A 12,396-nucleotide genomic window follows, 5' to 3' on the forward strand; every position below is an offset into this window, starting at 1 on the left:
GGCACACCAAGGACACGTCATGAACTCCCCTCAGACACCGCTCGTCGATTCCCGCTTCCCCGGCCTGCGCCGCCGGGGCTTCCTCGCCGGGGCCGCGGCCATGGCCGGCCTCGGCGCGCTCGCCGTCACCGGTTGCGCCGGTTCCGGCACGGCCGGCACGGCCGGCGAGGGCGACGGCAAGCCCCGGCGCGGCGGACGGCTGCGTGCCGCGTTCGCCGGCGGCGGCGCCTCCGAGACCCTCGACCCGCACCTCGCCAACCTGTTCGCCGACGTGGCCCGCGCCAAGGCCCTCTTCGACAAGCTCGCGGACTACGGCGCCGACCTGTCCGCCCGGCCGCGCCTGGCCTCCGCGTGGGAACCGAACGCGGGCCTGGACCGCTGGAAGGTCACCCTGCGCGAGGCCGCCTTCCACGACGGCAGGCCCGTCACCGCCGAGGACGTCCTCTACAGCTACCGCCGCATCGCCGACCCGGGCAAGGCGTTCCGTGCCAAGGCGTCCCTGGAGCCCATCGACCTGGCCGCGAGCCGGGCCCTGGACCCGCGCACCGTCGAGTTCGTCCTGAAGCGGCCGACCGCCGAGTTCCCCAACGTGCTGGCCGCGTTCGGCGCGTACATCGTTCCGCGCGGCCACCAGGACTTCGACGGCGAGCCGGTCGGCAGCGGACCGTTCCGCTTCGTCTCCTTCGCGCCCGGCAGATCGGCCGTCCTGCGGCGCAACGAGGACTACTGGGACGGCGCCCCGTACCTGGACGAGGTGGAGTTCGTCGTCGCCAACGAGGAGTCGGCACGGATCAACGCGCTGCTCGGCGGCCAGGTCGAGTACGCCCACGAGCTGAACCCCGCGACCGCCCGCGCCCACGAGGGCAAGGGGCACATCGAGATCGTGCGGCTGCGCAACAGCGTCATGCAGTCCTTCGCGATGAAGACCGACCGGCCGCCGTTCGACGACAAGCGGGTGCGTGAGGCGTTCTTCCTGATCGCCGACCGCGAGGAACTGGTCGACGGTGCCCTGTCCGGCACGGGCGAGATCGGCAACGACTTGTTCGGCAAGGGCTACGAGTACTACGCCGCGCACCTCCCGCAGCGCGCGCAGGACCTGGACCGGGCCAAGGCGCTGCTGAGGCAGGCCGGCGCGGAGAGGCTGAAGGTCACCCTCGACACCTCGCCCGTCGCCGCCGGGTTCACCGAGGCCGCCGCGATCTTCCGGGACCAGGCCGCCAAGGCCGGTGTCACCGTGGAGATCAGGACCAGCAGCAAGGACAGCTACTGGAAGGACATCCTCGACTCCGGCACCCTCTGCTCCTACCGCTCCGGCGCCATGCCCATCGAGGCGCACATCTCCCAGCGGCTGCTGACCGGTTCCACCACGAACGCCACCAAGTGGCGCCACAAGGACTTCGACGCCCTGTACCAGCAGGCCCAGTCCACCAAGGACAAGCAGGAGCGGGCCGCCGTCTACGAGCGCATGCAGCGCCGCCTGTACGCCGAGGGCGGCTTCCTGGTGTGGGGGTTCGCCGACTGGATCATCGGCACCGCCCGCACCGTCCGGGGGGTCGCGGCCGAGGCGCCCGCCAACTCCCTGGACTGGGCGCGCTTCGACAAGGTGTGGCTCGCGTGAGGGGACTCCCGTCCTGGATCGCCCGGCGGCTGCTGCTCGGCGTCGCGCAGACGGCGGCCGTCGTGCTGCTGGTCTTCGCGCTCACCGAGGCGCTGCCGGGCGATGCCGCCGTGGCCCTCGCCGGCGACCAGCCGGACCCGGAGCGGATCGCGGCCATCCGGGAGGCCCTGCACCTCGACCGGCCGGCGCACGAACGGCTGCTGGAGTGGGCGGGCGGCCTGGCGCACGGCGACTTCGGCACGTCGCTGGCCTCGGGGCGGCCCGTCAGTACGTACATCACCGGCGGTTTCGGCCCGACGCTGCTGCTCGCCTCGCTCACGGTGGTGCTGCTGGTGCCGGCCGGTGTCGGTCTGGGCGTGCTCGCGGCCCGCCACGAGGGGCGGTTCGTGGACCGGTTCGTCAGCTCGGTGACGCTGGGCGTGTACGCGGTGCCGGAGTTCGCCTTCGGCGTGCTGCTGACCACGGTGTTCGCGCTGCGCCTGGGCTGGCTGCCGCCGACCGCCGTCGGGTACGGCACCGACCTGCCGGCCCACCCCGCCGCCCTGGTGCTGCCCGTGCTGGTGCTGCTGTCCCGGCCGGTGTGCTCCCTGGCCCGCCTCGTACGGGCCGGGATGATCGACGCGCTCGCCTCGCCGTACGTCGCGCAGGCCCGGCGCTACGGCGTCCCGGGCGCCCGGGTCCGGTACGGGCACGCCCTGCCGAACGCGATCACGCCCGCCGCCCAGCAGCTCGCCCGGACCATCGACTGGCTGCTGTGCGGGGTCATCGTCGTGGAGGCGCTGTACGTGATCCCCGGGCTCGGCACCGTCCTGATGAACGCCGTCGCCGAACGCGACGTCCCGGTGGTGCAGGGTCTCGCCGTCGTCTTCGGCGTGACGACCGTCGCCTTGAACCTGGGCGCCGACCTGGTCGCGCGCCGCTTCGCGCCGCGTTCGGAGGTGGCGGCATGAGGTCGCGTTTCGTCGCCGGGGGGCTCGTCGTCGCCGTACCGTTGCTCCTGGCCCTGCTCGGGCCGCTGGTCGCGGGGGATCCGGGGCCGCGCGCCGCGTCCTTCACGCTCGGGGGCGGGCACTGGCTGGGCACCGACTTCGTCGGGCGGGACGTGTGGCGGCAGGTGCTGCTCGGCGGCCGGTCCGTGGTGCTCGTGTCGCTCGCGGCGACCGCGCTGGCGTACCTGGTCGCCCTGCCGCTCGGGCTGACCGGCGCGCTCACCCACCGCACCTGGCTGGAAGAGGTGCTGATGCGGCCGCTGGACGTGCTGCTCGCCGTGCCGTCGCTGCTGATGATCCTGCTCGTCGCCTCCGTCGTCACCCCGGGGACGGCGGGGCTCGCGCTGCTGGTGGCCCTGGTCAACATCCCGGACGCCGCCCGGATCGTACGGGCCGCCGCGGCGGAGGTGGCGTCCCGTCCCGCGGTCGAGGCGCTGCGCATGCAGGGCGAGACCTGGTGGCGTACGGCCGTCGGCTACGTCGGCAGGTCGGTCGCGCGGACGCTCGCCGCCGACGCCGGCGTACGGCTCACCGGGGTGCTCTACCTCGTGGCCACCGCCGCGTTCCTCGGCGTGGGCGTCGAACCGGACGCCGCCGACTGGGCGGTGATGGTGGACCGCAACCGCACCGGGCTGTACATCCAGCCCTGGGCCGTGGTGGTGCCCGCCCTGCTGATCGTCGCCCTCACCATGGGCGGCAACCTGCTCGCCGACGCCGCACTCGGGAAGAGGAGACGCGCATGAACACGGTCGCCGAGATCAGGGACCTGCGCGTGGAGATCGACGGCCGGGCGATCGTCGACGGGGTGAGCCTGCGGGTCACGGCCGGAAAGGTCACCGCGCTGGTGGGCGCCTCCGGAAGCGGCAAGACGACCACGGGCCTGGCGCTGCTGGGCGAGTACCCGGCCGGTGCCCGCGTCACCGGCGCGGTACGGGTCCCGGACGGGCTGGTCGGCTATGTGCCCCAGCACCCGGGCGCCGTCCTCAACCCGGCGCGCCGCGTCGGCGCGCTGCTGCGGGACATCGCCCGTACGCGGGTCCGCGCACTGCCCCGGCGGGAGCGGGGGGCCGCCGCGCGCCGGCACGTCCTGCGGGCCCTGTCGCTGGCCCAGCTCCCGGACCCGGAGGCGGTGCTGCGGCGCTACCCCCATCAGCTGTCGGGCGGCCAGCAGCAGCGCGTCGTCCTGGCCCAGGCGCTGCTGCTCGGTGCCCGGGTGGTGGTGGCCGACGAGCCGACCACCGGCCAGGACGCGCTGACGAAGCGGCGCATCGTGGACCAGCTCGCGGCCGTCGCCCGCGAGGGCATCGCCGTCGTCCTGCTCAGTCACGACCTGGACGTGGTACGGGCGCTGGCCGACGAGGTCCTCGTGCTGCGCGACGGCCGCGTGGTGGAGTCGGGCGCGGCGGACCACCTGTGGCAGGCGCCCCGGCACGCCTGGACGGCCGAGCTGCTGGCGGCGGACGGCCCGGCGGGCCGCACCGGGCTCCCGGACGCCGGGGAGGAGGTGCTCCGGGTCCGCGGCCTGACCGCCCGGCACGGCCGGACCACGGTGCTCCGCACCCCCGCGCTGACCCTCCGCAGCGGCGAGTGCCTGGCCGTGGTCGGCCGCTCGGGCAGCGGGAAGACCACCCTGGCGCGCTGTCTGGCGGGCCTGCACCGGGGCCACGACGGGGAGCTGCTCCTCGACGGCGCGCCACTCCCGCGCAGCCTGCGGGACCGGTCGCGCGCCCAACTGGCCGCCGTCCAGTACGTCTTCCAGGACGCCAGGGCCGCCTTCGACGAGCACCGCCCGGTCCTGGCGCAGGTGGCGCGCACGGCGGTGCGGCTGCGGGGGGCGGCGGAGGCGGAGGCCCTGGCCGAGGCGGTGGCCACCGTCACCGGTCTCGGGCTCACCGAGCGGCAAGTACGGCGCGGGCCGGGGCGGTTGTCCGGTGGCGAACTCCAGCGGGCCGCCCTCGCCCGCGCCCTGCTCGCCCGGCCCCGGGTGCTGATCTGCGACGAGATCACCTCCGGGCTCGACACGGTGACCCGCCGGGGCATCCTCGACACGCTCGCCGGCCTGCTGCGCGACCGGCGGGAGCTGTCGCTGGTCCTGATCACCCACGACCTCGGCACGGCCGCCGCCCTGGCGGCCCGGATCGCCGTACTGGACGACGGAGAGGTCGTGGAGGAGGGACCCGCGCAGCGCATCCTCGCCTCACCGGGGCATCCGTTCACGGTGTCCTTGCTGGAGACGACGGCACGGATGACACCTGACGGCGGCCCGCCCTACCGTCGGGCCCGGCCGGGGTGAGCGTCTTCGGCCCGGTCCCTCTCCGCTCGCTCCGCCACGGGGCGAGTGATCGGCGTGACGGCCGCGGGTGCCCACGGTGGCGCGGCCGAACGGGCGCCGACGGCATGCGGGGCCCGCTGCACGCGCCGAAGATGCCGTACAGGGCGGGTACGGCACGGGCGCCGCCCCCGGACGTCGCGGAGGAGGCCGGCATGGCGTGGGTGGTGCTGTTCCTGTCCGGGATCATGGAGACGGTGTGGGCCGCCGCTCTCGACGCCTCCGAGAACCTCTCCCGGTTCCGGCCCGCCGCGCTGTTCGTCGTCGCGCTCGTGCTCAGCATGGCCGGCCTGTCCTATGCGATGCGGGCCATCCCGATCGGCACCTCCTACGCCATCTGGGTCGGCATCGGCGCCGTCGGCACCGCCCTGTACGGCATGGTCTTCCAGCACGATCCGGTCGGTGTCGCCCGGCTGCTCTGTCTCGCCCTGATCATCTGCGGGGTCGTCGGTCTGAAATTCCTGCACTGAGCCTCCGCCAACTTGAAGTCGCAGGTCAAAGGGCTGGTGTGGCCGATCCTCAGGGCGCTCATGCTGGTCGTGGGCGGGAGCCCACGGCGTAGATCATCCGTCAGCGGTTGACTTCGAGGTTCGTCAGAACAAGCAGGGCTCGCAGGAGCTGGGTGGCGCGGGCGGGGTCGGTGCGGAGCTTGGTGAGGATCCGCCAGTTCTTGAGGTGGGCGACGCCGGCACTCTGCTCCCCGCCCTGCCCCTGTCAGACCAGCCCGATAGTGTGACCGCCATGAGCGACGGCATCGCGTGGATAGGCGCACAGCAGACCACCCCCACCCCGCCCGGTACCCGTGGCATGTACGCCGGGATCTCCCTCACCCTCGCCCGAGGTGTCGATCAGGACGAGTTCCTCATCAACCTCGGCGCTGATCTCGACGAGCTGAGCGAGCGCGTTCCCCTGTTCGAGCTGCGCACCCGGCCCCTCCCCGACGCGCCGCCCACCGCACAGTTCAGCTACGCCATGTACGGCACGTGCGGGGATTGGACGTACGTGCTGGAGAACGACCACATGGCCACCTGGGCAGGCGGCTACCAAGGCAAGGTCAAGTCCATGACCCCCTGCCCGGGTGAAGAGATCCTGTGCCTGACCGTCAACCGGTACAGCCCGCCCGCCGCGCTCATTCACGCCCCCGGTGACGGGCGCGCCTACCGGGCCGAGTTCGGCACCGCCACCGGCCGGGGCGGCTTCCTCGACCTGGCGCTGACCGCCGAGGGCGCCGTGTTCCCCTCGATCCCCGATGCCAGTGAGGCCGAGGTGGTGGCCTACCACGAGGAGCACGGGCCGCGCCTGCCGGAGCTGGTGTTCACCGCCGTCGGCAAGTACACCGACGTCGTCATTGACCAGGCCGCTGTGATGGCCGGTGACCTGCCCGCCGTCCACCTCCTGATGCCCTGACCGCGCGCGCACAGAAGCGGCCCCCACCCAGAACCCGGGTGGGGGCCGCTCGCTGTTGTGCCGGGTGTTACTGCGCAGCGAGCTGGCAGATCACCGGCTGACCGCCGCCGACACCGTACGTGCAGGTGCCGCCGTCATCGATCCGCGTATCCAGCCAGTACGCATCCTTGTCCTTGATGCGCATCTGCTTCATGAAGTTCGCGAAGTGGCCGCCCATGGATTCCTGGTTGTGCATGCCCGAGATCGCCGCCCGGCCACACACCTCGTTGAACGTGGGGTCAGCCCCGTTCTGCGAGAACAGGTGGATCATGCTGCCGTGCTTCTTCGCGTACATCGAAATGCACGCATCCCCGCTGGGAGTGGTCTTCCCCGGCGGGATCGCCGGGTTGATGCCGCCCTCGGTGGACGACATGCCGCCGCTGTTGTACGACGAGGCAAACGCGAACTCGTCACAGTTCAGGGTGTCGCCCGCGTCGACCAGGGCGGAGGCGTCACCGTTGTTCGTGGCCCACCCGGTGGGGCAGATCCGCCCACGGGAACGGTTGTTCTGCGCCTCGTCGCCCATGTAGTACAGGGGCTTTTGATCCGTCATCGAACCCGGGTGCTTCGGCGTGGCCTTCTGGATCAGCCACGCGTGCGCGGCGGCCTGCGGGAACGCCTTCGCGTTGAACGTGTACGTCGGAGCGACATTCACGAACACGCAGCCCGGAACGGATCCGGCCGGAGCGTCCGCGGCAGGGGTGTCGCAGCGGATACGGTCGAGATCCTCGGTGCCGCCGTCGTAGTCAAGCGACCACTGGTAGCCGGTCTTGAACGGGCGGATCTTCCCATCGGCGGCGAGAATGTTCGCGTCGATCTGAATGTCCGGCTTGAACCGGTAGTCCGTACCGGCCAGCGACGTATCCCACGTGTACGGCGTCGTCAGCGTCGCCGAGTGCATCTCACCCGGCACCCACCACGGCTTACCCTTCCACGCCGTCACCGGCTGCTCCTGCGGAGTGCAGAAGTTCTCACACAGGTGGTTCCAGCCCACAAAGTTGATCTCACGGAACGCGGGCGGGATCTGCTGCGCGGGCTCGATCGTCAGGTGCTCGGTGAACGTGTTCTGTCCGTCAAGCTCGATCATCCGCAGGAACATGAACTTCGCCACAGCCTGCGGCACACCGTCCATGCTGATGATCACCGGCACCGACCGCACATCGCACTCGATGAACCGCGTCGCGAGGATCGATTCAAAGTCGGTGTTGCACCACTCCACCCCGGCCGTCGCCGCAGCCACACCCGCCTTCGCGGACGCGTGGGGCGCTTTGCCCTTGGGCGCGGGGGTCGACTTCCCGAAGCACACCTGACGGCCGGTCTCATCCGGCTCACTGCACTGCTCCACCGCATCCTTCGCCGCGGCCGTGGCCCGCGCCGACAGCGGCGTACCCGGCTGGCCGAGAGGCTTCGTCTGGTAGTAGTGCGGCTGCTGCGCGTCGAAGTGGTTCGGGTTCGGGCTCGCATAGTTCGGTGTCGGCAGGGTGAGATCCACGGGCAGCTCCACACGGAACTTTGCCCACGGAGACCACACCGTCTCGTACAGCGAGCCGTCGTAGGCGTTGGTGCGGAACACGTAGTTCGTGTTCAGCGCCAGCTTGCCCGCCGGAACATCAACCTTCGCCGTGCCCCCCGATGCCACATACGGGGAGACGATGACCCCATACGTGGAGTCGTTCAGCTTGACCTTGGTGACCGGCTTCCCGGCAGCATCCGCCGTCCACACCTCGAACGTGAGGTTGACCTGATCCCCGTCGGGGTCGGTCACCGTGTTCGTGAGCTGCACCTTTTGCGAGGTCACCCGCTGGAACCCGCCAGGCGCCGCGTTCCGCGACAGCGGCGCAGCCTTGGGAGTCTTGCCCGAGGCAGGACGCGCGCCCGCCGTGGCAGCCCGCGTCGTCTTCTCCGGCCCGTGCACCTTGGGCGGTGCCGCATTGGGGTCGGGCCTCGCCGCCGCGGCCGGGGCCTCAGCGGCCTCGGCCACCCCGCCGGCACTGAACAGCAGCATCGCCGCCGTGCCTATAGCCACCTGGGAAAGAACGTTTTTCCTTCTGGATCTGGACGTGCCGAACAAGACATGTCCCTTCTGGCCCCACCCCCGCACCCCGGAGGCAGGACATTGCTGGTGTGTCGCGCCGCCCTCTTTCCTACGCGGGTAGACGGCCCGTCAGCAACGCGCCCAACCTAGGCGGTTCGTCTCTATCCGCCGCTAACGGACGTGATCCACACCACGGTTGTACGCACATGCGTAAGAACCCTGCGGGGGAGTTGTGGAAAGCTGCGACCGTGGACCCCTTCGTCACCGACCCCGACCACCCCGCGTGCGGCATCCACCTCATCCGGGCAGACATTGCCGAGGACCTCGGCTACCCCGAAGAGCTGAAGCAACTGGTCTACTGCGCACACAACCTGGACGGCTGGGAGGAGAGCCGGGGCGTCTCCTTCGAGGAACTCAGCAGGGAAGCAGTCGAAGTAGCGAAGCAGTTCTTGAACAAGCGCTCGGCAGCACAAGCAGGGAGCTGAGCGTCCGGTTCTTCCCCGCTGAGGATCGTCGGCCCTCTACGATCCGGTGCATGCTGGGTCCCGAGCTGCTGGAACGGATCACCGCGCGGCGTGCGGAACTGGACGAACTCGAAGACCAGCCGGCCAAACAGCTGGCGGAAGTGCGGGCCGAACGGGACGAACTCGCTGTCGCCGAACGGGTCCTTGAACGGATGACCGAGCAGCTCGCCGAGGAACGTTCCTCAGCCCGTCCGGTGCCCGGGCAAGTGGGTGGCCGGGCGGTAGTGCTGATCCCGCACCGCGAACTGGGCGCGGAGGAGGATTCGCTCCCGCCGGACTACCAGCGCATCATCGCCGCCGTGCGGCAGGCCGCCGGACCGGTCATGGCCCGTGAGGTCGGCGAGGTGGTGGGGGTGGACGTCAGCGTGAAGTCCAAGCTGGAACCGCTACGCGGCAAGCTGGTCAGACTCGTCGACCGCGGCTGGCTGCGGAAGCTGCCTGACGGCCGGTTCACCACCCGCCTGTGACCAGCAACACCGCCACTCGGAGCGGCTCAGCACGCGCGTAACCAGGGTGCCCCCGGACGCCGTTGGAATTGTGTGACGAATACCGAAGAGCGCACCGAGGACACCTGCCAGCTTGTCTACCAGTGCCGTCTGCCGCTGTTCACTCGCACCGTCAACCACCTGGCCGTCCTGCGTCACGACCAGCGCTTGGCCGACATGGCCGGCGGCAACGACGTGTCCGAGTCCACGGTCCGCCGATGGCGCGACGAGCTGATCGGACTGCTCGCCACCCAGGCCCCGCGCCTGGACCGCGTCCTGAAGAAGGTCGTCAAGCAGGGCGCGGAGGTGGTCCTGATCGACGGCACTCTCATCCGCACCCAGCGCCGTACAGGCAAGGCCGACCGACGGAACTACTCCGGCAAGCACCGAACTCATGGCCTCCACTTCCTCGCCCTGACCGACGAGAACGGTCGCCTGATCTGGGTATCCGTCGCGCGGCCTGGCCGCACCCACGACACCGCCGCCCGCCACGACCGCATTCTTACCCACCTGCGCGCCGCCGGCCTCGGGGCGCTGGCCGACCCCGGCTTCCGCGGCCTGGACAACGACATCCTCGACCCCGTGATCGTCACCGGCTACACCGCCAGCCGCACCCACAAGCTCACCCCAGGCGAGAAGGAAGCCAACCGTGTCCTCGCCCTCGGACGTGCACCGGTCGAGCACGGCTTCGCCCACCTCAAGAACTGGCCGGTCCTCACCAAGCTCCGCACCGACCCCGCCCGCGCCACCCAGCTCCTGCGAGCCCTGCTTGTTCTGACGAACCTCGAAGTCAACCGCTGACGGATGATCTTCGCCGTGGGCTCCCGCCCACGACCAGCATGAGCGCTCTGAGGATCGGCCACACCAGCCCTTTGACCTGCGACTTCAAGTTGGCGGAGGCTCACTGACCGGGCGCTGGACGAGGTGCTGCGGGTGGCCCGCCCCGGCGCGTGCGCGTGCACACCGTCTCGCCGTCAGCCGAGCGCCTTCTCCTTCATCAGACCCTCCAGTTCCGCGTCCGAGAGCGGGTGCAGCGTGTCCAGGAGGCGGCGCAGGGCAGGTTCGTCCAAGGTCTGGCTGGTGACCTCGGCCTCCACGGCGCCGTACCGGCGGGTGAGGGTGACGTGGTGGCCGCCGCCGGGGAACGTCCGCACCATGCTCATGTCGCCGCGCTTGTTCACCGCGCAGGTCACGTCCTTCTCCCGGGGCGTGGGGCATGAGGGGCGCGGGTCGAGCGGCACCCGGACGCTGAGGCCGACGTAGCCGTCCCGGCGGATGGAGTGGTATTCGATACCGAAGGAGGCGGAGCCGGCCTCGGCGCGGACCACCCGCATACCGGGGGGCGTGTCGATCGTGTACAGGAGTTCCTGGTGCTCCCGGTACCGCGCGACCTCCGCCGTGTGCCGGCGTTGCCGCGCCTGGTCCGGGCCGATGAAACCTCCGTAGGCCACCGCGGCGGCGAGGGCCGCCGTCGCGCCGAGCCGTACCCATCGGTTCGGCACGAAGAACGCGGCGGCCACCGCGTACGGTGCTCCGGTCAGCGCGACCCGGGTGCCCGCGCTCCCCAGGTGGACGCCGTGGCCGTAGGCCACCAGTCCCGCCAGGACGCCGAGTGTGCCGAGGACGAAGACCAGGGTCGCCCAGCCGAGCCGCTTCGGGGCGGAGGCGCACAGCGGCACCACGGCCTTCGCTGGTGCGCCCATCATGGACAGCAGCGCCACCAGCAGCGGCACGCCCACCGCGAGTACCGGCACCAGCGCCCCGTACCCGCCGGCCCAGGCCGTCGCCATCAGCGCGAAGCCGACTACCGGTATCGCGACCGTCATGAGCGCCCAGACCAGGAGGAGATGCAGGGCCGTCTGCGCCCCTTCGTCACTCGTCATGGCGTGGAGCCTGCCAGGGTCCGCCGCGGCAGGCATGAGTCGTCGTACTCAGTGTCTCGCACGACTCGCCTGCCGCGGACAGGCGTTGGCATCGCGTCCGCGGGGCGGTGCACCGGTGCGTACGGGTCAGGCCGCTGCCGGGAGCGCGTAGTGCACGCCGGTCAGTCCCTCCGACAGTTCCCACAGGCGGGCGGCGGTCGCCGGGTCGGCGGCGCGCGGTGCCAGCTCCACCCGCTTCGGCGCGCCCCGCAGTCCGGCCACGCCGTCCGGCCCGTACAGCTCGCCGCCCCGCACGTCCCCGGCGGTGGCCGCGTACAGCTGGGGCAGGGCGCCCTGGTCCGGGGTCTGGGCAAGCGGCAGCAGCAGGCGGCCGAAGAGGAGTCTCACCATGGCGACGGGGGCGGCCGTCTGCAGATTGGTGGCCGCGTAGCCGGGGTGGGCGAGCACGCTGCGGACCGGGCTGCCGGCCGCGCTCAGCCGCCGGTGCAGCTCCCGGCCGAACACCGCGTTGGCGAGCTTGGACTGGTTGTAGTACGCCATCGGCGAGTACCTGCGCTCGCCGGTCGGATCGTCGAAGAAGATCCTGCCCTGGCGGTGGTTGGCGGAGGTCACCGTGACCACGCGGGGGTCGTCGCCCTGGGCCAGCAGGTCGAGCAGCAGGCCGGTGAGGGCGAAGTGACCGAGGTGGTTGACGGCGAACTGGACTTCCTGCCCCTGCGCCGTGAGCGTCCTGGGCGGCGCCATCACACCGGCGTTGTTGACGAGCACGTCGGGGCGCACGCCGTCGGAGCGCAGCCGGTCGGCGAACGCGCGGACCGAGTCCGGGTCGGACAGGTCCAGCCGCCGCACCTCCAGCCGGGCCCCGGATACGCCGGCCGTCGCCTGCGCGGCCGCTCGCCGCCCCTTGGCCTCGTCACGGACGGCAAGGATCACGTGGGCGCCCTTGCGCGCGAGTGCCCGGGTGGTCGCCAGACCGAGGCCGCTGTTCGCGCCCGTGACGACGCACACCCGCCCCTCCTGGTCCGGAATCCGGTCGGCGGTCCAGCTCTTCTGACTCGTCATACGGCTCACCGTGCCCTAGGTGTCA

General features: G+C 71.4%; 12 protein-coding genes. 9 read left to right on the forward strand and 3 right to left on the reverse strand.

All coding sequences use genetic code 11. The features are described 5' to 3' along the window. The first annotated feature begins 19 nt into the window (after positions 1-19). The 6 genes from Srubr_RS11610 (at position 20) to Srubr_RS11635 (ending at position 6,343) form a co-directional block, all read left to right on the forward strand. On the forward strand, positions 20-1,618 hold the full coding sequence (locus tag Srubr_RS11610) for an ABC transporter substrate-binding protein (protein ID WP_189991347.1): 1,599 nt from the start codon (positions 20-22) through the stop codon (positions 1,616-1,618). Continuing rightward, positions 1,615-2,568: an ABC transporter permease gene (locus Srubr_RS11615; RefSeq protein ID WP_189991349.1), complete on the forward strand. Its 954-nt coding sequence runs from the start codon at positions 1,615-1,617 to the stop codon at positions 2,566-2,568. The genes Srubr_RS11610 and Srubr_RS11615 overlap by 4 nt, the downstream gene beginning before the upstream one ends. Continuing rightward, a complete protein-coding gene (locus tag Srubr_RS11620; RefSeq protein ID WP_189991351.1) occupies positions 2,565-3,350 on the forward strand; it encodes an ABC transporter permease in 786 nt (261 codons plus the stop codon). Before Srubr_RS11615 ends, Srubr_RS11620 begins: the two co-directional genes overlap by 4 nt. Beyond that, a complete protein-coding gene (locus Srubr_RS11625; RefSeq protein ID WP_189991353.1) occupies positions 3,347-4,900 on the forward strand; it encodes an ABC transporter ATP-binding protein in 1,554 nt (517 codons plus the stop codon). The genes Srubr_RS11620 and Srubr_RS11625 overlap by 4 nt, the downstream gene beginning before the upstream one ends. Positions 4,901-5,031: 131 nt before the next feature. Further along, positions 5,032-5,406 (forward strand): DMT family transporter, encoded by a 375-nt coding sequence (locus Srubr_RS11630; RefSeq protein ID WP_229926514.1) that lies wholly within the window; start codon positions 5,032-5,034, stop codon positions 5,404-5,406. A 271-nt stretch (positions 5,407-5,677) separates the two neighbouring features. Continuing rightward, positions 5,678-6,343, forward strand: coding sequence for a hypothetical protein (locus Srubr_RS11635; RefSeq protein WP_189991355.1), 666 nt, complete (start codon positions 5,678-5,680; stop codon positions 6,341-6,343). Positions 6,344-6,410: 67 nt separating this feature from the next. Here the strand turns inward: Srubr_RS11635 and Srubr_RS11640 are convergent, their stop codons facing one another. Beyond that, positions 6,411-8,453: a hypothetical protein gene (locus Srubr_RS11640; protein ID WP_189991357.1), complete on the reverse strand. Its 2,043-nt coding sequence runs from the start codon at positions 8,451-8,453 to the stop codon at positions 6,411-6,413. Between the two features lie 170 nt (positions 8,454-8,623). Between Srubr_RS11640 and Srubr_RS11645 the strand changes: the two genes are divergently transcribed. The 3 genes from Srubr_RS11645 (at position 8,624) to Srubr_RS11655 (ending at position 10,227) form a co-directional block, all read left to right on the forward strand. Next, a complete protein-coding gene (locus Srubr_RS11645) occupies positions 8,624-8,902 on the forward strand; it encodes a hypothetical protein (protein WP_229926515.1) in 279 nt (92 codons plus the stop codon). A gap of 50 nt (positions 8,903-8,952) precedes the next feature. After that, positions 8,953-9,408 carry a hypothetical protein gene (locus tag Srubr_RS11650; protein WP_189991359.1) on the forward strand — a complete coding sequence of 152 codons (456 nt, stop codon included), beginning with the start codon at positions 8,953-8,955 and terminating at the stop codon, positions 9,406-9,408. Positions 9,409-9,480: 72 nt separating this feature from the next. After that, complete coding sequence (locus Srubr_RS11655; RefSeq protein WP_189991361.1) at positions 9,481-10,227, forward strand: transposase family protein; 747 nt, start codon at positions 9,481-9,483, stop codon at positions 10,225-10,227. Positions 10,228-10,400: 173 nt separating this feature from the next. Here the strand turns inward: Srubr_RS11655 and Srubr_RS11660 are convergent, their stop codons facing one another. Together Srubr_RS11660 and Srubr_RS11665 are read right to left on the reverse strand one after the other, a co-directional pair. After that, positions 10,401-11,309, reverse strand: coding sequence for a hypothetical protein (locus Srubr_RS11660; RefSeq protein ID WP_189991363.1), 909 nt, complete (start codon positions 11,307-11,309; stop codon positions 10,401-10,403). 126 nt (positions 11,310-11,435) lie between these two features. Next, positions 11,436-12,371 carry an oxidoreductase gene (locus tag Srubr_RS11665; protein ID WP_189991365.1) on the reverse strand — a complete coding sequence of 312 codons (936 nt, stop codon included), beginning with the start codon at positions 12,369-12,371 and terminating at the stop codon, positions 11,436-11,438. Positions 12,372-12,396 lie beyond the last annotated feature (25 nt).

Source organism: Streptomyces rubradiris (genome assembly GCF_016860525.1).
GTDB classification, from domain to species: Bacteria; Actinomycetota; Actinomycetes; order Streptomycetales; family Streptomycetaceae; genus Streptomyces; species Streptomyces rubradiris.